This window comes from Bariatricus sp. HCP28S3_A7, from assembly GCF_052066375.1.
Classification (GTDB): Bacteria; Bacillota; Clostridia; order Lachnospirales; family Lachnospiraceae; genus Allocoprococcus.
Genome location: NZ_JBQHSG010000015.1, coordinates 35,729 through 56,889, shown reverse-complemented (window position 1 = coordinate 56,889; position 21,161 = coordinate 35,729). Strand labels below are relative to the sequence as shown.

Genomic DNA, 21,161 nt, shown 5'->3' with positions numbered 1-21,161 from the left:
CGGATTTTTTGAGAAAAAGGTAAAATATTATTCGAGAAAAGCATTCAAGAGATGCTGTAACTTACATTAGTTACAGCATACTTCTCAAATAATAATACTTCTCGGATAATCTGTATAGCCGCAGACAATGTAGATTTTTTCGAGGCCGGAGATATCACCTAACATGAGGTCTCCCGGATCAGGCGGAGTGTCCTGGTGAGCAGGACAGGATCGGCATCATTGCTGATGCGGATTGTCACATCATTCATGGACACTTCAATCGTATGTGAATTGTCAAGGTTCGTTTGGTGCATCTGCGATGCTATATGCTGTTCCGGAAGGTGATCCGAAACAATGTCAATGGGAACCACGTCCTGCTTTGAGCGAGGAATCTCACAATGACCATAATTCGGTGCTGGGATCTGATCCGCTGCTGCTTTCCTGCAGCGGCTGACCCAGTTATAAAAAGTGCTTACTGCGATGTCGTTTTCACGGCACCAGTCAGCATCTGTCATACCGCTTTGGCGGCATTCATTGATAAGCCTGAGCTGTTCCGCCATCGGAACACGGGCTTTGCGAGTAGTTGCCATAACCTATCCTCCGTAATTGTAGTGAAATAGTCTAAATATCTTTCGCCTACAATTATAGAGGAAATCAGAGTGTTAGAAAATCCGCAGGAATATTTGGCGCTTACGAAAGAAAAATAAATTTTCTAAAAATCACATAAACAGATTAGAAAAGGAAAACCTGCATTTACTCATCTATCGTGAGAAATGCAGGTTTGTTTTATACATCAGACAGGTGGTATCACTGTGAACGCTAATTGCGGAAAGGACTTTGGAGAGAAGGTTGGATATTCACCGTCAACGATCTAAAAAATAGAAACGAACCTTAATCATGCGACCGACAAAACACTTCATGATATAGCGGATACATTTGACGTTGGATTTGAATGGCTGAAGTTCGGAGATGAGAGATACCGGAAATCTCCGGTAAATCGAAAGCTGATCGACTGGTTAATGGACCATCAGGAAATCAGAGATCAGCTTTGGAAGAAAATGTTGGACGAGGAACAGAATTGACAGGTTGGAATCGGTATTATACGGTCATTTCGGCAAGGCGGATCTCCCCTGGGAGAAGTAAAAGCTCCCCAGACTGCTTGATTTTTATATTCGAATGACGTATAATAAAAATATGAAAAGCATACAACTATATGTGAAACGAATATAAAAGGAGGCGTTCGTTATGGCAGAACAGGCTTTGGTTCAGGCGCGTGTTGATAAGGAACTGAAACAGGAAGTAACTGAAATCTATGAAGCGCTGGGGATGGACATTCCAACAGCTATCAGAATGTTCTTTGTCAGAAGCAAAATGGTTCGCGGCATTCCGTTTGATACAACTTTGCCGGAAGGCGTTGTAACACGGACTGAAGCTTTGAGCGCGTTGGACGATATGTTCAAGCAGGCAGAAGCTGCTCCTGAAATGACACTCGAGGAAATCAACGAAGAGATTGCAGATGTGAGATCCGCCAGAAAGGCGGCGAGGTGATGCGGTGCTATGCTGTGGTTGATACGAATGTTATTGTATCAGCGTTAATTGCCAAAAACCCGGATTCACCTCCACGTCAGGTGTTTCGAGCAATGCTGTCGGGGGATATCATTCCATTGTACCATTCGGATATCTTGAGTGAATACGAGGAAGTACTGAGCAGGAAGAAGTTCCATCTGAACTCGGAAACGATTCAGACAGTACTGAAAGCAGTGCGGCAGTTCGGCGTTGAGGTGATACCAAAACCGACTGGCGAGATACTGATTGATATGGATGACCTTGTGTTTTACGAGGTCGCAATGGAAAAACGTGAAGAAGATGCTTACCTTGTGACTGGTAACCAGAAGCATTATCCAGTCAGAGATTTCATCGTTACCCCAGCTGAGATGCTGGAGATTTTGAAAAAGTAAATTGATTGCATAACAGAGCCGAGGTGGTGAAATATCCACCCGGCTTTTCTTATGCCCTGAAAGGAGAGAACGGAAATATAGGGTGTCAGACACAATAAAATATTTATAATCAAATAAATTCGTATTTACAAATATTGAGGAAAGTGTTATACTTTTACAAAGTTTTAGGTTAATCCTGCAAGGAGATAAGATTCCACAGCTATAGATGGTGGGGATGATAAGTAATCCTTGGTGCAGATCCAATCTCCTTGCATTAAGTATGCTGAGTCGTGCTTGAAAGAGATGTGCCAGGAGAAAGGAAAACAGCGGAATGAAGACAGTAAGTGACAGGATATTTGAGTTACTGAAAGAGAGAAAGATGACGCAGAAAGAGTTTGCCCAGAGGATCGGGATTGCAGAGAGTTCGATCAGTGACTGGAAAAAGAAAAGAACGAATCCGGTATCGGATAAGATATTGATCATATGTGAAGTATGAGATGTGACACCTTATGAGTTGTTATCAGGAGCGGAGCATACCGGAAGCAGAAGCAGGGAACACGATACGTATGTGATCAGTAAGGGAACGGATGTTGGTATGTTGGTTGAGTATTACCAGAAACTGGATTCAGATATGCAAAAGCGATTAAGGGGATACTTGGAAGCATTAAAGGAGTTACAATAAAATACCCCTATAATACGTATAAACGTAATAATTATGAAATAAGAGGTGAGGCGTATAGGAAGAAAACAAAGAGAATGGTATCCGGGAGCGATATATCATCTGATGGAAAGAGGGATACGCCGGCAGGAAATCTTTAAGGAGGAAATGGATTATCAGATGTTTATGGCAATATTGAAAAAAGTGGTGGAAAGATATGAAGCAACGGTACACGCATATTGCCTGATGACAAACCATATACATCTCCTGTTGGAAACAAACAAAAGCGAAATAGGAAAGATCATGCAAAAAATAGCAGGAGATTACGCAAGGACCTACAATAGGAAATATGGTTATAGAGGACATCTGTTTGAAGATAGGTATAAATCCTGTCTTGTAAAGGATGATGCTTATTTTTTACAGACCAGCCGCTATATTCATCTGAATCCTGTGAAAGCCCGCATGGCAGCACATCCGGAGGATTACAGGTGGAGCAGTTACCGTACAGTGCTTGGCATGTCAGATGACAAGATCACGGTAAGGGAAAAGACACTGGGATATTTCAAAGGGAAAAGTGTCCATAGATACAGGGATTTTGTAGAGGATATCGGACACAAATACACTGTTACGGAGACGGAGATACATAAAGAAATTGAGGAGGATGAAATATGGCTACCTTGGTAAAGAGTTTTGCGATCCAGGGAATTGATGCCTATCCAGTAGACATCGAGACTAAGACAATGGAAGGGCAGCCTATGATATCGATTATCGGGCTGGGTGATCAGGCAGTAAAAGAGGCTGCAGAACGTATCCAGTCAGCAATCGATGAGAGTGGGTATGAATTCCCGAAAAAGAAAGTGATCATCAGTCTGGCTCCTTCTGACAAAAAGAAGTGCGGCTCACATTTTGATCTGGCAATGGCAGTTGGAGTGCTGAAGCAGGCGGAGCTGATAGATGCAAAGAATCTTCTCCAGTATGGGCTGATTGGAGAACTCTCCTTAGACGGAAGATTAAGGCCCAGCAGAGGGATCCTGCCTATGATCATTGCAGCAAAGAAACATGGATATAAAAGTGTCATTGTTCCCAGAGAAAATATGGTGGAAGCCAAATTGGTGCAGGGAATTCAGATATTGGGGTTTGGAACGCTTTTGGATGTATTGTACTATCTGGAAGGGAAAAAAACATGCGAAAATACAGTTCTGGAAGAAGAAAAGGCGATCTGGCAGGATAATCTGTTGGACTTTGCAGATGTTAAGGGACAGGATGAAGTCATTGATGCGGTGACACTGGCAGCAGCGGGGGGACATAATATGCTGATGATCGGAGAACCCGGATGTGGGAAAACCATGATAGCCCAAAGGATACCAACGATACTTCCGCAGATGACAGAGGAAGAGTGCCTGGAAATCACCAAAATATACAGTATATCGGGACTTCTTCCTAATGGACATGCGCTAATGAAACAGCGTCCGTTCCGTGCCCCGCACCATAATGCCTCATTAAATGCCCTGATCGGGGGCGGGGTAAATGCCATGCCTGGCGAGGTTTCACTGGCTCATAATGGAGTGTTGTTTCTGGATGAGCTTGCCGAGTTTTCAAAGCGCACATTAGATGCTCTCCGCCAACCTGTAGAAGATAAAAAAGTCTCTATTTCCCGTGTAAATGGTACCAATACCTTTCCTTCTAATTTCATGTTTGTTGCCGCAATGAATCCTTGTCCTTGTGGCTATTACCCCAGTTCCAGATGCAGATGTACAGATTATGAAATAATCAAATACAGAGGAAAAATATCCGGTCCTATCATGGATCGGATCGATATCCAGAAAGAAGTCCATCCGGTTGATTATTTCCGTTTAAACGAGGCCATTCCCGCAATCTCCTCATCGGAGATAAGAGCACGTGTGGAAAGAGCACGAACGATTCAGCAGATACGCTATAAAGGAGAAGAAGGAATAAATTGTAATGCACAGATGTCGACATCACTTATCCAGAAATACTGTGTTTTGGATGGTGAGTCGCTTAAACTGTTAAAGAGTATAAGTGAAGAATATGGATACAGTGCCCGTGTGATACATAAACTGCTGCGGCTCGCACGAACAAGTGCAGACCTGGATGGAGTGGAAAATATACGATTGACTGATGTGCAAAAGGTATTATCCTGTAGAGATCTGGATAAGAGCAACAGTAAGATGATGGTGGTGAAATGATATGGAATACTGGATATGGCTTTCATCTGTTCCTTATATCGGTCCCGTTACATCCCGGAGACTGCTGCAGGCATTTGGTGATCCGGAAACAGTTTATCGGTCTGATGCATCTGATCTGTGCCAGATAAAAGGAATCACGCAAAGGCAGATCAATAGCATCATAGAAAATAGATCGCTGGATCGTGTGCATAAAATCATGGAAGACTGTGAGAAACATCATATTTCTATTCTGACTCAAAATCATCCAGATTATCCGAGACGTGCGAAAGAGCCGGAGGATTCACCGATCATTCTATATTATAAAGGATGCGTCCGGAATATGGAAAAAACTGTTGGGATCGTAGGAGCTAGAAGATGCACACAGGAAGAAAAGCTTAAGGTGAAAGAAATCACAGAACAATATGTATCTGATCACACTGCGATTATAAGTGGGATGGCAAAAGGAATAGATTCTTATGCTCATACGGCATGTTTGAAAACAGGAGGTTATACAGTTGCCGTTTTGGGAAATGGCCTGGAAATATGTTACCCTTGTGAACACAGGAAACTGATGGAACAGATTGCAGAAAAAGGACTTCTGATATCCGAATATCCGCCGGGAACACAGCCGGCCCCATACAGATTTCCCAAAAGAAACAGACTGATCAGTGCATGGTCTGATAAACTGATTGTGGTAGCAGCTGGAAGAGGAAGCGGTGCGTTTATTACTGCGGAATATGAGAAAAATTATGGAAGAGAGGTAGAAGTGATGTAAAAGAAAAACCACACGTGCACACACGGACACACACGGTGTCAGGCACGAGAAACTGGGCTTAAGTAGTGGGAGCATGTCACAAAAGAATATACAAAAATAAATTGATTGACACCATATACGATACCACATATAATATTTGCCTGGTTGCATTACTTGAGTATAGAGTGTCAGACACAATAAACAGACAGTATTCCGTCCAGAGAAGCGTAAGGGTAACTCCTTTCTTGGCGAGTTCCCTGTGAATCTTAGGATAATCAGGCATAAGACGTTCCTCATTATCCTTATTCCGTCCCGGATAAAACAAACTTTCCAGAGACTGATTAGTGACATTGTCATCTAATGGCCAGCAAACATGAAGATTCCCAGCTAGTGTCAGGACTTCAGAAACGGTACTTCTGGAACTGTGTACACTGGATGCAATGTCCTTCTTGGTGTATCCGAGGTGATCAAGCCTCAGAATCTCTCGATAATCAACCATGGTTATCGACCTCCTATAAATGATAGTCACACATATGTGTGCCATCTTCATTATAGGACTAATCTATGTCCATGCACTATGCAGCGGAAAGCGTGCACTGAAACACCGGAAAGCATGCACTCGATGACCGTGCAGTGTGCACTGACTCATCGGTATTTACAATGCTATTAGTTTTGTCAAAATGTTGGTTATGAATAGTATTAATCATCAGCCTGGACAAGGAATACGACAAGCACCTCATAAATTAGACGGTTTTAAAAAAGATAGTGTGTATCGAATTCAGTTTGTGACTAAAAACACAAGATATGTATTTGGCTTTTCTTTGAGAAACATGCTTGTTACCGAAGAATATTTGTATTTCTTCCCAAATGGACGTCAAGCAAAGATATTTGAAAGAAAAGGTGAGAAATTTACCACAGGAAGCAAATTTAGGGGTAAATCATCAACATGTAAAGATGTATTGAAACCTAATAGATTGTCGCTTTCATGTGCAGCAAACTTCAGTTCTGTAATTGAGATAGAACATGCATACAAATTTTTTAGTGATGAACTGGTTATATATGGTTCGAATGATCAGGATAATTGGATGCAGTATTCCTTATATCAGATGAACACAAACGATAAAGTGAAACAGGCTGTTATAGCATTTATGCAAAATTTAGGACTGGGCTTGAAAGATATAGAGGTGACAATTGATCAACAAAAAATGGAAGCGGATAAGTTGCCGCCGTTTTTATCTGCAGAGTTTAAAAATATAATTTTGCAGGGAAGTGTTGATTCAATCACCGCCAAAGTAATATATGATGGATTTGAAACCGATTTGATTCAAGGAGAATCTACGGGCGTTAAAAAGTTATTTGGTTTATTATGTCCATTGTTAGACATTATAGTAAATGGAAAAGTACTTTTGTGCGATGAATTGGAAGCAGGATTGCATGAGTCTCTCGTTTTTGGACTGATTCGATTATTTATGGATTTGAAGTCTGATAATTTTCCACAGATATTCTTTACGACGCATGAAACAGGTCTTTTAAATTTAGATTTATTTAGAAGGGACCAGATATGGTTTACAGAATTGAAAAAAGAAGACCGTTCTACAGAATTATATTCATTGGCAGAAATTAGAAATATTCGAAAAGATGATAATTTTGGCAAAGGCTATATTTCTGGACGATATGGCGCGATACCTTTGTTAAATATTGATTTCGCGAACATTGTTTCAAAAATGTAGTGAGGTGCAGGTATGGCAGAACGAAATTTAGACTTAAATGAACGCGTCGAAGCTAGAGATGTGTTCTTATCATCAGAGAGCATGCGTAAGCAATTGAACCTGATTGGTGTTGGGTACGGGAATGTGATGCATGAAGCTTTTCAAGGAATAGCATGACTATATGACGCAGATGGCTATGAAAAAATGTCTATAGCGAACAGAAATCCGATTGGACCCATCTAGTCGGATTATTTCTATAAATGAGCAATCGGATTGGGTTTATAAATCGGTTTTAAGAAAAATATTTTTTTAAAACCGGGAATAAAACTTGACTTTGAGGGGCATAACTCCTATAATGAAATTGGATGGAAAGGAGGAAGACTATGCTTTGTCAGTTTTCGTTTCAGAATTTTAAGTCCTACAAGGGAGAAACAACTTTTGATTTTCAGGCTGCTGCGATTCCTGAATTCGCAAAGTCTCTGCTGACATGTAAAGTGGAAACAAAGGAGAACAAGGAAATAAAAGGAGCAAGTTTGCTCCCAGTTGGCGTTGTATATGGACCAAATGGAGGAGGAAAATCGAATCTTCTTCGGGCACTTTCCTGCCTGATTTCTACAGTTGTAAAGCCAATCCATGATTTGGAGAAGACGCGTGAAAGCATAATCATTCAGCAAAGAGTAAACTATGAGCCGTTTTTGCTGGACGAAACATCCAGAGAACAGCCCACGGAGTTTGAAATTTTCTTCTGTCAGGGTAAGAATGAATACCGTTATTATTTGGCTTTGCTAAATGAAGAAATTGTTTCCGAATCCTTGTATTGGAGGGCGATTGGAGGCAAGCGTACCGGTACTGTTTTTGAGAGAGAGTATTCTAAAATTGAATTGGGATCAAGCATAAGCAAAGCAAGCATTAATACGTCTGTTAACCCCAAGATGCCTTACTTGTCATTTTTGGCGATCAATTATGACATCCCTGTGATCGCTGAAGTACAAAGCTGGTTTGAATCCTGTATTATTCGAAATTACGCAAACCCGGTTGTGGATCATATGGTCATGTTTTCACAAAATGAATCTGTTAAGAGCCGGATTCTTCAGGCTTTAAATGATATGGGAATCGACCTTTCAGGTTATCGGTTCGATGATGAGGAAAAACAGCTTTATACACAGAGAACCGTGAACGGGAAAGTCTATGAGTTAAAGTACTCGGATGAATCGGATGGCACCAAGAAGCTGATTGCGGCATTGCCGGTTCTTCTGCTTGCCCTGCAGGAAGGCCGTCTGGTAATCATTGATGAGCTGGACGCGAAACTGCATCCGAAACTGCTCCGGTATGTGATTTCCATGTTTAAGAATCCAAAGCTGAATACCAGGGGTGCGCAGCTTTTGTTTACTTCCCACGATATGACGACCATGAAGAACACTGTATTTCGTAGGGATGAGATTTGGTTTGCAGCAGAGAATCCAAACCACGAAAGTGAGATTTATTCTCTGTACGAGATTCGCCGTGAAGATAACGAACGAGTAAATAGCACAGCCGCATTTGATAAGCAGTATATGGAAGGCAGATACGGAGCCGATCCGTATCTGACCAATATGCTTTCGGGAGGCGATTGGACATGAGTTTAAAGCCTCCAAAGAAAAGTGACCTGAATAAAGGATGGATGAAAAAACGTCTCGACAGGGAAATCAAAATCCAGCCAGAGTATCATTTGATTGTTACGGAAGGGACAGATACAGAGCCACAGTACTTTCAAGCAATGAAGGATATTGTCAATCAACAATATCGCGGAAAAATCCAGCTTGACATTTATGGTGAAGGGGATAATACACTCAGCTTGTTTGAAAAAGCCAAAAATCGAGCGGGAGAAAACCCGAACGGGTATAAGCATGTTTGGGTGGTTTATGATACAGATGATTTCCCGGCAGATCACATTAACCGTACTGCAGAGTTATGTGTCCAGAACACGACAGATGAGACACAGTACCATGCGGTGTGGTCAAACCAGTGTATAGAACTCTGGTTCCTTCTGCATTTCAGTTATTTCCACTCCGATATCCATCGAAAGGAATACTGGCCCAAATTGACTGATTGGCTGCAGAGTCTTGGAAAAGGTGAATATTCCAAAGGGCGGGAAAATATGTATGAGATTCTCAGGCCATTTATGGATCAGGCAATCCGGTATGCCAAAAAGCTGGATGAAACAAACGTTGGAAGACCTCCGGCAAATTCTGCACCGGGTACAAAGGTGTATGAGCTAATTGAAAAATTAAGGCCATATCTATAATGAACAGGAATCCGATTAGTCTAGACCCATTGGTAAGTTAATGCATGATTTTAGATGCACGACACATTAGTGTCAGGCACGCAAAAGAAAAAATACAGAATTGACAGGTTGGAGTCGGGATTAGACGCCTACGGCCACTTTGGCAAGGCCGATCTTCCTTGGGAGAAATAAAAAACTACTAAGCTCTTGATATATTAGCTAATTTTATGTATAATAAAATTAGCTAAAGGAGGTGCTGCTATGATTACTGCAACCGCAACTGCAACCGAAATGCAGAACAATTTTGGAAGGTATCTGAATCTTGTGATGTCTGGACAGGAAGTCATTGTAACGAAGAATGGGCGTGAGGTCGGACGATTTATTCCGAAGGACGAAGTGATTTCTTATCTGACAGATTCCCTTACCGGGATACTGAAAGAAGATTATGACCTCGATGAAGTGAAAGCAGAAAGGCTGACGAAAAAATATGGTTCTACTGATTGATGCCAACATTATTCTGGATGTCCTTCTAAATCGGCCTGAATTTGTTAAGGACTCAGCTTTGATCTGGAAGCTTTGCGAGGCGGAGAGAGCGAAAGGTTATGTGTCTGCGTTGACATTTGCAAACCTTGTCTACATCATGCGAAAGCAATTAGAACCTGAGAAAATCAAGGAGGTCTACCAAAAGCTGAGCCTGATTTTTGAGTTCGCCGATTTCAGTGTATCAGATTTGACACATGCCACTGAACTGAACTGGAAGGACTTTGAAGATGCGGTACAGAGTGTTACCGCTGAGCGTATTCATGCTGACTATATTATCACAAGGAATGTTCGAGATTTCACACAGAGCAGGGTGATGGCGTTTACACCATCCGAGTTGCTGGCGAGAATTTGACAGAGATACCAAAAACGAGCCGAAGGCACGTACATTAGTGTCAGGCACGCGAAACGGTCTATAAATATTCTCTAGCATTTTCATAAAATGAAGTGAAAGAAAAATAAACTTTCTAAAAATCACATAAACAGATTAGAAAAGGCAAACCGGCATTTACTCATCTATCGTGAGAATGCCGGTTTGTGGTATATATTTCAAGTACGCCTCGGCGTACTTGCTGCGAGGTGCGCGTCATGCTTTGCATGACACAATAAATCTGCGCACCTCTGCAATCCGCCGGAGACTTTATCTTGGAAGGAGATTGGACTCCCACCAAGACATATTTGTCGCAACTCACCACCTATAGAGGTGGGAGTCTTATCTTCCTTCAAGATAAACAATAAACGCAGTCTAGCATATTGTGGTTGTTTGATAATAAAAAATATGTTAAGATTAAAAAGTCTCGAAAGAGATAAGGTGCTACCATAACGGTAGGCGGCTGGCCCTTCTGAATAAGGAGGGATGCAATAAAACCCTCCGATCGGGAAGGAGGGTGGTGCGATTATGATGATGGATTACATAACATTAGCAGGATTTATTCTTGCAGTTTTTGGAACCGGAGTTGCAGTTGGACGGCTTGTGGAGAAAATCGAGAGATTAGATCGCAAGAAAGACGATGAAGAACATAAAAACACAAGCAAAAACGACCGCCAATAGTTTTCCTAGGACTCAAACGATCGTTTTGAATGAATGTTTTAGGGACTAGCCGTCTATCGGTAGCACCTTTTATAAAATTATAATAACACTTTGAATATGCTTTTTCAAGTGAAAAACTGAAATCGTAGAGATTTCGCTTTTGACACACCAAAAGAGCGGTTGAGGATATTTATGCAAAAACCGGAATGACATTGACGGATGCATTTAATACCTTTATACAGCAATCTCTAAATGTTGAAGGTCTTCCTTTTATTGTTACCAAGAATAGCAAAGAAGCGTTGAGGGAACAGGCGGTTGCTATGCTGATGCTTAATTTGAAGCGAGCAGAGGAGCGAGCTGAAATTGAAGGTTGTATTGATGCAGATGATTTGGAACGGGAATTGGGGGTAATTGATTGAAAAAGATAAAATATACTCCTGATGCAGCGGATAAACTACGTGCATTAAAATCGGCAATATCCGGGGAATATGGCGAGGATAAAGCAAAGAAAATTATCAAAAGCATAACAGATACGATAAGAGGGCTTTGTGATTATGAAGAAAAGGGTCCTGAGGTATCGAAAATGTTTGATGTGGTGTCAGATTATCGGTACGTATTTGTGTCTGGAAATCAAAAATGGAAATAGACATGGTTGTCCATATAGAAAAACGCAATTTCTCGCTTTGTGTCGTGGTTGAAATCGATGAAATAAACTAATCTATCGGTGGAAGGAGGAACAAAATGAAACAAGAAAAAGTTGGAAGTTTTCTTAAAGAACTTCGAAAAGAAAAGAATATTACACAGGAACAGTTGGCAGAACAGTTAAATGTTTCTGGACGGACTGTATCACGTTGGGAGACTGGCTCAAATATGCCGGACATAAGTATTCAGGTTGATTTGGCAGAATTCTATAATGTCAGCATCTCTGAAATCATCGATGGAGAAAGGAAAAGCGAGAAAATGAATAAAGAAGTAAAGGAAACAGCATTGAAAATATCAGATTATGCAGAGGTAATCAATCAAAAGATAAAGATGAAATTCTTTTGGTTAACAATTATAGCATTGATAGGAATGATTGCATTTGTAGTCATTGAGGCATTGGGCTTAGATACACCAGGCAGTTTATATGAGCGAGCAGCAAGTGTTGCTCTTGGTTTCGGTTTTGGTGTGTTAATTGTTATTGCAATGTATTTATCTGGCGTTTTCGGAAAGATAAAGGCAAGACGAATGATGCATAGAAATGCTAAAAAATCAAGTAATTTGACATAGGGATATGACACTGATTGTTGCAGCAATCATGATGGCAGTATGTATAGTAATTAGTTTTGGAAGAAATCCGTGTATCATAGGGGGCGAAATACCTTTTGACCCCTACATCATGTGATAAGTGTAACGAAAGAGTACATTAGAAATCAACATATATAAAGGAGTATCAACACTATGAAAGGTATCATTCTTGCCGGAGGTTCCGGCACCAGACTTTATCCTCTCACCATGGTTACCAGTAAACAGCTTCTGCCTGTTTATGATAAGCCGATGATCTATTATCCACTGTCCACATTGATGCTTGCAGGTATCAAGGATATTCTTATTATTTCTACGCCTACCGACACACCTCGTTTTGAGGCTCTGCTTGGAGATGGATCTCAGTATGGCATCAAACTTTCGTACATTCTTATAAGAGTACGGTAAGAGATGCCGTATCGGGCTGCGAGTTGTTCCAGTTTTTGGGTTACATTTTTTGAGGAAGTGAACGCGTCGATGACTGCATTTGCTTCCCGGATCATTTTGGTAGTATTAAACAGTTTCTGCACTCCGGTAGAGTGCAGAAAAGGGAATGGATTTTCAAAATCTGGTTTACCTGCAAGCTTCATCAAGTCAAAGTCAAGAGTTTTTCCCCGTAGAAGGTAATCGTTGACAAAGGTTTCCTGTTGATGTAAAGGAATCTCAGATAACGAAATGCAATCGTCTTCAATAATCTGGCGATATATTTTTCTCAGCTTATTTGGTGTGAGATTGGATATTTCTGACAGTATGGGGATAGAAATCTTGTGTTTGTAAATGCTTGTATTATGGGGTGACATTGTAAATACCTCCAGGCAAAACGTAAAAGATGCAAATATGTGTGAAATAAGCGACAGCTAGAAAAGTTACCACAAAGCTGTGTTTATGTCAACAAAGAATGAATATTTGGTTAAAAGTATGAATAATAAAGGTGAAATTTTTAAAAAAATCAGAGAATATTTAGGCTTATCCCAGAAAGCAATGGGGGAAAAGCTGGGATGTTCCGCCGCAAAAATCAGACGTTGTGAGACGGGGGGACGGGAGATTACAGATGAGATCATCCAGAGCATGTGCGAGTCGTGTAATGTGGACAAAAGAGTGTTTGATGATCCGGATCATATAGAAGAGTATTGCAATTATGTTCCAGAAGTAATAGATTACCGCTCGATAGGTGAAAGGGTGCGGGAACTGCGAAAAGAGAAAAAACTGATCCAAAAAGACTTTGGAGAGAAGGTTGGATCTTCGCCGTCAGCGATCTTCAAAATAGAAACGCACCTGAATCATGCGACCGACAAAACACTTCATGATATAGCAGATACATTTGACGTTGGATTTGAATGGCTGAAGTTCGGCGATGAGAGATACCGGAAATCTCCGGTGAATCGAAAGCTGATTGAATGGTTAATGGTCCATCAGGAAATCAGGGATCAGCTTTGGAAGAAGATGATGGATGAGGAACAGAATTGACAGGTTGGAGTCGGGATTACAGTAATATACATTGTTTTTTATCGGTAATTTGGTTATAATATTATTGAAGATTGTCAGGAGGTGGAATAGACTTATGGAAAAACTGCAGGACGAAAAATTAAAAAAGATATTGATGGAACTGGCAGAGATGTTGCAGGAAGTATATCGCGATAAGCTGAAAGAAGTAATTCTATATGGTTCTGTTGCACGTGGAACGGCAACTGATGATTCGGATGTAGATATTATGGTTCTGGTAGATGGAACTGATCAGGAGTTGCGGGCTTTTGAAGATAGATTGAGCGATGTTTCGACGGATATTTCCATTAAATACTTTAAGGTATTCTCGATTATCGATGTTTGCTACCAGGAATATATGGATTGGATGAAAATATCCCCATTTTACAGAAATGTATCAGAGGAAGGAGTAGTTCTGTATGCAGCTTGATGTTATAACACTTTCTATATACCGGTTGAACCGGTCAAAAGAGGATCTGGAAGCTGCCATCAGTAATCATGAGTCTGGATTCTATAAGGTTGCAATAAACAGATCGTACTATGCGATCTTCCATGCAATCAGAGCGGTTAACATTTTGGATGGATTTGATGCTTCGAAGCATAGCTCTGTGATTGCTCATTTCAATCAATTTTATGTACATGGAGGAAAGTTTGATCGGGATACATACAAACTGATAGATAGTGCGTATCGTATCAGAGAAAAATGTGATTACTCGGACTTTTTTATTGCATCGAAGGAAGATTCGGAGAATCAAATTCGTAATGCCAAAGAATTTATTATGAGAGTAGAAAACTTTTTGAATGCGTAAGATACTTGAGAACATCATGAGATGTCAGGTACAAGTGAACATTCTGTGAACTCATAAATAATCTGCTGAACTAAAATTGAGAAAAACACTCGGTTTAGTTCGGTATTTTCCAAATGATCTTCAGACTATCCATCATGGTCTGGTTACCGTCATGACTGTAATCCGGAAACTAACTTGTCAAAACCATTCGACAGAATTGAAAATAATATGTAATTCTTATGTTGGATGAGGAACAGAATTGACAGGTTGGAGTCGGGATTACATTGGTAGTTTAAAATTTATTATTAAGCCGTGTGGAAAATATCAGAGTTTATTCATAAAATATCGTACACACGGCTTTTGGTGGGAGTATCCATATAGTTTGTAACGAGAATAATGTACCCTAGAAGGTATATATGGGGAAGGTCTAAACTCAAATTCAAGTACGCCTCGGCGTACTTGCTGCGAGGTGCGCGCCATGCTCTGCATGACACAATACATCTGCGCACCTCTGCAATCCGCCGGAGGCTTTATCTTGGAAGGAGATTGGACTCCCACCAAGACTAATTTGTCGCATCTCGCCACCTATAAAGGTGGGAGTCCAATCTTCTTCCAAGATAAAAAAATAATAAAGAACAGGAGGACAAGACAAATGAAATTATCCAAAATACACCACATTGCGATTATTGTGTCCGACTACGAAAATGCGAAGGATTTCTATGTAAACAAGCTTGGTTTATCCGTTATCAGAGAAAACTATCGTCCGGAGCGCAAGGACTGGAAGCTTGATCTGCGAGTAAATGAGCACACGGAACTGGAGATTTTTGCGGAGGAAAATCCGCCGAAGCGTGTGAGCCACCCGGAAGCCTGCGGTCTGCGGCATCTTGCCTTTTGTGTGGAGAGCGTGGAAGAAACAGTAAGGGAACTGGCAGAACAAGGGATTACATGTGAGCCGGTTCGTATAGATGATTATACCGGCAAGAAGATGACTTTCTTCCATGACCCAGATGGATTGCCGTTGGAACTGCATGAGTAACGATGGGAGAGAATGGAAAGAATAAGACCCGGAAGACAGGAGGCGGCCGTAAGCCATCCAAGCCGGACTACAACCCAAGTGCCATCCTTCAGCAACAGATAAATGCAGCTGTGGCGCTCTACGGAACTGCTGACCATCCTTCCCTCCGGGCGATTGCTGATGAACTCGACCTCAATCCTATTAAAGTACGTAAGCTGCTGATCACCGCAGGCGTGTACAAGTCGGAGATTGCCGATCACCTTCAAAGAGAGTTCAATAAACACAGAGACTCCGGCCTGTCACACACAGAGTCCATCGAAGCGACGGTGCGGGAACTGAATCTCTCAAAAGCCTCCGTCACCTCGTACCTGCCATATGAGAAGTGCGTGTACTTCCCTGATGAGACGGACAGCAATAATCTCAGCGTTGGTGCGGAGCGCATACGCCGGATGCGAAAGCGAAAGAAGATAATCGAGAGGGTAAGAACAGAGCAGACCGAAGAAGCTCTTTGGAAAGCAGTGATTGAGTTTCAGGGCTTCAAGTTCCGCACTTATTCCGGGCTGGTGTTTTCGTACAGTCTAAAGAAGGGGAGAGGAGACAACTACACGAAGGAGCTGTTCATCGACCGGCGAGAGAACAGTAAGAGCTTGGCTTGGAGTTCGGTTCTGCTGGCCTTTCATAATATTCCAAGCATTGGTGCTGTGGTTGACCGCCCGAAGTCTCTCGGTGATATCCGGGGCGTGACCTACATCTATGCAATGTTCTATCGGTTTGGCCTGATCGATGTGCCGGATAGAGTAAAAGAGAAGATGGAGCCGGTGAGGAAAGTCGATCCAGAGTAAATGAGTTTTTTGTGATTGCCTGGAGCATTTATTATGGTGTGACATTGTAAATATCTCCAAGAAAAAAGTAAATGAATCATGCGACCGACAAAACACTACAGGATATTTCCGCTTTACGCTGTGTGCAATATTTGAGATAATGGATGGTGGGAATAAGCTATGAGCCCAGGAGTAAAGAATATCATTGCATGATCGAGAAATATGAGAAATAGATTGATAATTGCTTCTCCTATGCTAACATTATTTTGATGTAAGGATTTGGTTACAAATGATCGTCGGAACTCATTTCTTTCGAGTAGATGATATTTCTAGTGTTAAATGAGGCTCTGTCAAATGCCAGAAGTAAATGAATATGAAGACTGGCAGGCGGATTGTGAACAGTATTATGATCCGGATGCGCAGAGTCCGTTTGAGTCTTAGATTTAGTTGAGATGAATTAAGAGTGCAGGAGGAAATAATATTTTGAAAAAGACAACATTATTAATCATGGCCGCCGGTATCGGTTCTCGTTTCGGTGGAGGAATCAAACAGTTGGAACCTGTCGGATTGCATGACGAGATCATCATGGATTATTCGATTCATGACGCGATTGAGGCCGGATTTAACAAGATTATTTTTGTCATCCGCAAGGATATCGAATCTGATTTCCGAGAGCGGATCGGAAATCGTATTGAAGCTGTATGTGGTAAGAAGGGCGTTGAAGTGGCCTATGCGTTCCAGGATCTGAACGATATTCCGGCTGAAGTTCCTGCGGGTCGTACCAAGCCGTGGGGAACCGGACAGGCCGTCCTAGCTGCGAAGGATGAGATCCATGAGCCGTTCATGGTGATCAATGCAGACGATTATTATGGAAAAGAAGCGTACCGTCAGATGCATGACTGGCTGGTAGTAGATCATGCAGACAATGCAATTGCCATGGCGGGATTCATTTTGAAAAATACATTATCCGATAATGGCGGTGTGACGCGAGGTGTCTGCAAAGTGGAGGAGGGTCATACTCATGTTATCGATGTGGTGGAAACCGGCAATATCGTGAAAACGGTTGATGAATCAGGAGTTGTCGGTGCATCGGCTGACGGAGTGAAGCTTGATCCGGAGTCTTATGTTTCCATGAATATGTGGGGCTTCCCGGCAGAGGAAGGATGTGCACCGGTGTTTCTTAAGGTTCTGGAAGAAGAGTTCCGCACCTTCTTTGAGAAAGATGTTCCGGAGAATCCTTTGAAAGCAGAGTATTTACTTCCGACCCTGATCGGTGGACTGATCCGTGGAGAAAAATATACTGTTAAGGTGTTGGAGACCAAAGATAAATGGTTTGGCGTTACATATAAGGAAGATAAAGAAGCGGTTATGGAAAGTTTCAAGAAGCTGATCAGCGACGGGCTTTATCAGGAAGAATTGTATTCAGATTTATAGAATGATGAAAAGCAGGTAAAATCGGAATTAAGAAGATTTTGCCTGCTTTTTTCTTTATAGGAAAGAACGCCGATGGCGTTTTCATAAACGGCCTGGATGAAAGCGGTAAGCGTTACCAAAGGTTATGCATCGAGTTTTTGGGCGTGTGGATTGCTTTTGCTACTTTCGTATGGTACAATTCAATCAAAATGAATGACACTTTTGGAAGGAGTATGGGCAAATGGGAAGATTCTTGAATCCGAATAATCGTGCATTTCAGATCACACTGAACTCCGAAATATATGTAGATAAGACCGGATTAATCGAATACACTAATAAAGCGATCGATACCATGAAGGCTTTTATCTGCAACAGCCGCCCGCGCCGTTTTGGCAAATCGATTGCGGCTAATATGCTTACAGCATACTATAGTAAGGGCTGTGATTCGAAAGAAATGTTTTCTGGTTTACAGATCAGCAGCATGGATTCTTTCGAAAAATACTTGAATAAATATGATGTGATCCATTTGGACATTCAGTGGTGTCTGGCTCCGGCTAATGGGCCGGAACATGTGGTTGAATTTATTGAAAAAAGTACAATAGAGGAATTAAAAACAGCGTATCCGGGCATCCTTGCAGATTCGGTGAGTTCGCTTCCCGATGCAATGTCACAGATTTATACTGCAACAGGAAATAAATTCATAGTCATCATTGATGAATGGGATGTTCTCATTCGTGATGAAGCGGATAACAGAGAAATACAGGAGCAGTATATTGATTTTTTGAAAGGTATGTTTAAGGGTAATGAGCCTACAAAGTTTATCAGTCTTGCATATCTGACAGGAATCCTGCCGATCAAAAAAGTAAAAACGCAGTCAGCGTTAAATAATTTTGAGGAATATACGATGCTTGATGCAGGCGTGCTTGCTCCTTATGTTGGATTTACAGAAGAGGAAGTTAAGGAACTGTGCGAAAAGTATAATAGGGATTTCAGAGGAGTTGAGCGCTGGTATGATGGCTATCTACTTTCTGATCTGCATATTTATAATCCGAGAGCTGTTATAAGTGTGATGGACAGGGGCAATTTTCAAAGTTACTGGTCCCAGACAGGGACATTTGAATCAATAAGGCCTTATATCGACATGGATTTTGATGGATTGAAAACTTCGATCATTGAAATGATCTCTGGCGCATCAATCGAGGTGGATACGTCATTTTTTCAGAACGATATGGTCAGCTTTATTGACAAAGAAGATGTTCTGACGCTGCTCATTCATCTTGGATATCTTGCATATGACCAGAAGAAGAAAACTGCTTACATCCCAAATGAAGAAATCCGGCAGGAGTTTATTTCTGCTACAAAGAAAAAGAAGTGGAATGAATTAATTGCGTTTGAGCAGCAGTCGGTCAACTTATTAAATGCTACATTGGATATGGAAGCAGAAGAAGTCGCTGCTGGCATAGAAAAGATTCATGATGAATATGCGTCAGCCATACAGTATAATAATGAAAATGCTTTAAGTAGTGTACTTTCCATCGCTTTTTTGAGTTCCATGCAGTATTATTTTAAGCCAATTCGGGAACTTCCGACGGGGCGAGGATTTGCGGATTTTGTGTATATTCCAAAGCCGGAATACGTTATGGATTATCCGGCCCTGGTGGTGGAACTCAAATGGAATAAAACGGTGGATACAGCATTGAAACAGATTAAGGAAAAGAAATATCCAGAATCATTGATGCAGTACAGTGGAAACATTTTGCTGGTTGGCATCAATTATGACAAAAAGACGAAAGTTCATCAATGTGCAATAGAGATGATGGAATTCTAATCTTCGTACCATATGAACAATAAACAATCTAAATAATTGACACATTTCGGTATAATTACGTTCTATCGCAAAATTCCTGTTTCGTTTACAATATTGAAAAAGGATGAAAGAGATCCGGCTTCGCAAAGGAGAGAGAATATGGAAAATATTATTGAGATCAAGCATTTGAATAAGAGTTTTGGTGAGGTGAAAGCGGTTCGGGATCTGAGCTTTTGTGTGAAGGAGGGAGAGCTGTTTGCTTTCCTCGGCATTAACGGGGCGGGAAAATCGACGACGATCAACATTATGTGTGGTCAGCTTTCGAAAGACAGTGGGAAAATTGTGATCGACGGAAGTAATCTGGACCAGAATGTGGATGCAGTGAAGCGGGAGCTTGGCGTGGTGTTTCAGAATTCGGTTCTGGATAAGGCACTCAGTGTGCGGGAAAATCTGGAGAGCCGGGCGGCACTCTACGGGATCACCGGGGAGGCGTTCAAGGTGAGACTTAAAGAGCTGGCGCGTCTTCTGGATTTTGAAGATATTCTGAAGCGAACGGTGGGCAAATTGTCCGGTGGCCAGAGAAGGCGGATCGACATTGCGAGAGCGCTGCTCCACAGGCCGAAGATTCTGATTCTGGATGAGCCGACGACGGGACTGGACCCGCAGACGAGAAATACGCTCTGGAGTGTGATCAGTGATCTGAGAAAGAACGAGAATATGACTGTTTTCCTTACCACGCATTACATGGAAGAGGCGGCGGATGCGGACTATGTCATCATTCTTGACAGTGGAAAGATCGTGGCGAAGGGAACGCCGCTTGAGCTGAAGAATCTGTATATCGGAGATTTTATTACCATTTACGGAGCGAAGGAAGAAGAAATCCAAATGCTCGGCGCAAAGTATGAAGCGATCCGCGATGCTTACCGCGTATCGGTGCCGAATACGGCTGCGGCGAAGGCCTTTGATGTCGGTGCCTGTCACCGTAAAACAAATATAAACTGTAATAAACCTGTTGACAAGGAATGGTTAACAGGTTTAAAATAAGTCACACAATCCGTAAAATAGGATAAAAGCCGATAACAGAGGAAGATATGACTGTAAGTGAAAGAAGATATATACATTTGAATCCGGTTAGAGCAGGAATGATTAACAGGTTTAATATATGGCAAACAATCCGTAAAATAGAATATAAGCCGGTAATGGGCAAGATATTTGGTTTGAAAGGACCGAGTGTTTTTGGAAATTTGTAATCATAAGAGGGACATTCAGCTTTCATACCCTCCGGGAAACAGAAAGCAAAGGAGAAGAAAGGAAACTTGATATCTACGTTTCTTTGTGATAATATGAAATTGCGTTATTAGACAAGAAGTTACATAAATGTCTTTCAAAAAGGGAATAATGAAAAAAGAATTGAGATTTGTCCAGTAAAGCGTTTATCATGCATTTAATTTGGGGTTAAGTTTGAAAAACAGTAGAATTAATGAGCGGAATTGAG

At 41.5% G+C, this 21,161-nt stretch carries 27 protein-coding genes and 1 pseudogene; 26 read left to right on the top strand and 2 right to left on the bottom strand.

Features of this window, described 5'->3' with window-relative positions; genetic code table 11:
• Positions 1 to 158: 158 nt before the first annotated feature.
• Positions 159 to 569 (bottom strand): IS66 family insertion sequence element accessory protein TnpA, encoded by a 411-nt coding sequence (gene tnpA, locus ACTNA4_RS11060; protein ID WP_418847303.1) that lies wholly within the window; start codon positions 567 to 569, stop codon positions 159 to 161.
• Between the two features lie 655 nt (positions 570 to 1,224).
• Here tnpA and ACTNA4_RS11055 point away from each other — a divergent pair.
• The 7 genes from ACTNA4_RS11055 (at position 1,225) to dprA (ending at position 5,535) form a co-directional block, all read left to right on the top strand.
• Complete coding sequence (locus tag ACTNA4_RS11055) at positions 1,225 to 1,527, top strand: type II toxin-antitoxin system RelB/DinJ family antitoxin (protein WP_441030072.1); 303 nt, start codon at positions 1,225 to 1,227, stop codon at positions 1,525 to 1,527.
• Positions 1,527 to 1,937 carry a putative toxin-antitoxin system toxin component, PIN family gene (locus ACTNA4_RS11050; RefSeq protein ID WP_441030070.1) on the top strand — a complete coding sequence of 137 codons (411 nt, stop codon included), beginning with the start codon at positions 1,527 to 1,529 and terminating at the stop codon, positions 1,935 to 1,937. Before ACTNA4_RS11055 ends, ACTNA4_RS11050 begins: the two co-directional genes overlap by 1 nt.
• Before the next feature lie 310 nt (positions 1,938 to 2,247).
• Entirely contained in the window at positions 2,248 to 2,412 is a 165-nt protein-coding gene (locus ACTNA4_RS11045; RefSeq protein WP_441030068.1) for a helix-turn-helix domain-containing protein, read from the top strand.
• Positions 2,413 to 2,415: 3 nt separating this feature from the next.
• Entirely contained in the window at positions 2,416 to 2,598 is a 183-nt protein-coding gene (locus ACTNA4_RS11040) for a hypothetical protein (protein WP_441030066.1), read from the top strand.
• Positions 2,599 to 2,700: 102 nt separating this feature from the next.
• Complete coding sequence (locus ACTNA4_RS11035; RefSeq protein ID WP_427805813.1) at positions 2,701 to 3,258, top strand: transposase; 558 nt, start codon at positions 2,701 to 2,703, stop codon at positions 3,256 to 3,258.
• Positions 3,243 to 4,781 carry a YifB family Mg chelatase-like AAA ATPase gene (locus ACTNA4_RS11030; protein ID WP_441030064.1) on the top strand — a complete coding sequence of 513 codons (1,539 nt, stop codon included), beginning with the start codon at positions 3,243 to 3,245 and terminating at the stop codon, positions 4,779 to 4,781. Before ACTNA4_RS11035 ends, ACTNA4_RS11030 begins: the two co-directional genes overlap by 16 nt.
• 1 nt (position 4,782) lies before the next feature.
• Positions 4,783 to 5,535 carry a DNA-processing protein DprA gene (gene dprA / locus ACTNA4_RS11025; protein WP_441030062.1) on the top strand — a complete coding sequence of 251 codons (753 nt, stop codon included), beginning with the start codon at positions 4,783 to 4,785 and terminating at the stop codon, positions 5,533 to 5,535.
• 76 nt (positions 5,536 to 5,611) lie between these two features.
• Here the strand turns inward: dprA and ACTNA4_RS11020 are convergent, their stop codons facing one another.
• The gene (locus ACTNA4_RS11020; protein WP_441030060.1) at positions 5,612 to 6,013 is read right to left on the bottom strand and encodes a hypothetical protein; all 402 of its coding nucleotides are present in this window, start codon (positions 6,011 to 6,013) and stop codon (positions 5,612 to 5,614) included.
• Positions 6,014 to 6,203: 190 nt separating this feature from the next.
• On the opposite strand from ACTNA4_RS11020, the gene ACTNA4_RS11015 reads away from it, so the two are divergent.
• The 19 genes and pseudogenes from ACTNA4_RS11015 to ACTNA4_RS10925 all read left to right on the top strand — a co-directional run bounded on the left by ACTNA4_RS11015 (position 6,204) and on the right by ACTNA4_RS10925 (position 20,710).
• Positions 6,204 to 7,244 carry an AAA family ATPase gene (locus ACTNA4_RS11015; protein WP_441030058.1) on the top strand — a complete coding sequence of 347 codons (1,041 nt, stop codon included), beginning with the start codon at positions 6,204 to 6,206 and terminating at the stop codon, positions 7,242 to 7,244.
• Between the two features lie 12 nt (positions 7,245 to 7,256).
• Positions 7,257 to 7,400, top strand: a complete 144-nt coding sequence (locus ACTNA4_RS11010) for a hypothetical protein (protein ID WP_441030056.1) — start codon at positions 7,257 to 7,259, stop codon at positions 7,398 to 7,400.
• A gap of 206 nt (positions 7,401 to 7,606) precedes the next feature.
• Positions 7,607 to 8,842 carry an AAA family ATPase gene (locus tag ACTNA4_RS11005; protein ID WP_441030054.1) on the top strand — a complete coding sequence of 412 codons (1,236 nt, stop codon included), beginning with the start codon at positions 7,607 to 7,609 and terminating at the stop codon, positions 8,840 to 8,842.
• Complete coding sequence (locus ACTNA4_RS11000) at positions 8,839 to 9,507, top strand: RloB family protein (protein ID WP_441030052.1); 669 nt, start codon at positions 8,839 to 8,841, stop codon at positions 9,505 to 9,507. Before ACTNA4_RS11005 ends, ACTNA4_RS11000 begins: the two co-directional genes overlap by 4 nt.
• Before the next feature lie 240 nt (positions 9,508 to 9,747).
• Positions 9,748 to 9,990 (top strand): type II toxin-antitoxin system Phd/YefM family antitoxin, encoded by a 243-nt coding sequence (locus ACTNA4_RS10995; RefSeq protein ID WP_441030050.1) that lies wholly within the window; start codon positions 9,748 to 9,750, stop codon positions 9,988 to 9,990.
• Positions 9,974 to 10,381: a PIN domain-containing protein gene (locus ACTNA4_RS10990; protein WP_441030048.1), complete on the top strand. Its 408-nt coding sequence runs from the start codon at positions 9,974 to 9,976 to the stop codon at positions 10,379 to 10,381. The genes ACTNA4_RS10995 and ACTNA4_RS10990 overlap by 17 nt, the downstream gene beginning before the upstream one ends.
• 543 nt (positions 10,382 to 10,924) lie before the next feature.
• The gene (locus ACTNA4_RS10985) at positions 10,925 to 11,077 is read left to right on the top strand and encodes a hypothetical protein (RefSeq protein WP_441030046.1); all 153 of its coding nucleotides are present in this window, start codon (positions 10,925 to 10,927) and stop codon (positions 11,075 to 11,077) included.
• A 185-nt stretch (positions 11,078 to 11,262) separates the two neighbouring features.
• Entirely contained in the window at positions 11,263 to 11,475 is a 213-nt protein-coding gene (locus ACTNA4_RS10980) for a hypothetical protein (RefSeq protein ID WP_441030044.1), read from the top strand.
• The gene (locus tag ACTNA4_RS10975; protein WP_441030042.1) at positions 11,472 to 11,702 is read left to right on the top strand and encodes a type II toxin-antitoxin system RelE/ParE family toxin; all 231 of its coding nucleotides are present in this window, start codon (positions 11,472 to 11,474) and stop codon (positions 11,700 to 11,702) included. The genes ACTNA4_RS10980 and ACTNA4_RS10975 overlap by 4 nt, the downstream gene beginning before the upstream one ends.
• A 95-nt stretch (positions 11,703 to 11,797) precedes the next feature.
• Entirely contained in the window at positions 11,798 to 12,325 is a 528-nt protein-coding gene (locus ACTNA4_RS10970; protein ID WP_441030040.1) for a helix-turn-helix domain-containing protein, read from the top strand.
• 171 nt (positions 12,326 to 12,496) lie between these two features.
• A pseudogene (gene rmlA / locus ACTNA4_RS10965) lies at positions 12,497 to 12,727 on the top strand (glucose-1-phosphate thymidyltransferase RmlA); the annotation flags it as partial.
• A 531-nt stretch (positions 12,728 to 13,258) separates the two neighbouring features.
• Positions 13,259 to 13,807: a helix-turn-helix transcriptional regulator gene (locus tag ACTNA4_RS10960; RefSeq protein WP_441030038.1), complete on the top strand. Its 549-nt coding sequence runs from the start codon at positions 13,259 to 13,261 to the stop codon at positions 13,805 to 13,807.
• A 94-nt stretch (positions 13,808 to 13,901) separates the two neighbouring features.
• Positions 13,902 to 14,252 (top strand): nucleotidyltransferase domain-containing protein, encoded by a 351-nt coding sequence (locus tag ACTNA4_RS10955; protein WP_441030036.1) that lies wholly within the window; start codon positions 13,902 to 13,904, stop codon positions 14,250 to 14,252.
• Positions 14,242 to 14,631: a HEPN domain-containing protein gene (locus tag ACTNA4_RS10950; protein WP_441030034.1), complete on the top strand. Its 390-nt coding sequence runs from the start codon at positions 14,242 to 14,244 to the stop codon at positions 14,629 to 14,631. The genes ACTNA4_RS10955 and ACTNA4_RS10950 overlap by 11 nt, the downstream gene beginning before the upstream one ends.
• A 631-nt stretch (positions 14,632 to 15,262) precedes the next feature.
• Positions 15,263 to 15,646, top strand: a complete 384-nt coding sequence (gene gloA2 / locus ACTNA4_RS10945; RefSeq protein WP_441030032.1) for an SMU1112c/YaeR family gloxylase I-like metalloprotein — start codon at positions 15,263 to 15,265, stop codon at positions 15,644 to 15,646.
• 2 nt (positions 15,647 to 15,648) lie between these two features.
• Complete coding sequence (locus ACTNA4_RS10940; protein ID WP_441030030.1) at positions 15,649 to 16,467, top strand: hypothetical protein; 819 nt, start codon at positions 15,649 to 15,651, stop codon at positions 16,465 to 16,467.
• Positions 16,468 to 16,929: 462 nt separating this feature from the next.
• The gene (locus tag ACTNA4_RS10935; RefSeq protein ID WP_427820358.1) at positions 16,930 to 17,880 is read left to right on the top strand and encodes a sugar phosphate nucleotidyltransferase; all 951 of its coding nucleotides are present in this window, start codon (positions 16,930 to 16,932) and stop codon (positions 17,878 to 17,880) included.
• Between the two features lie 220 nt (positions 17,881 to 18,100).
• A complete protein-coding gene (locus ACTNA4_RS10930; RefSeq protein ID WP_427820359.1) occupies positions 18,101 to 19,687 on the top strand; it encodes an AAA family ATPase in 1,587 nt (528 codons plus the stop codon).
• Positions 19,688 to 19,825: 138 nt separating this feature from the next.
• Positions 19,826 to 20,710, top strand: coding sequence for an ABC transporter ATP-binding protein (locus ACTNA4_RS10925; protein ID WP_441030028.1), 885 nt, complete (start codon positions 19,826 to 19,828; stop codon positions 20,708 to 20,710).
• Positions 20,711 to 21,161: the final 451 nt, after the last annotated feature.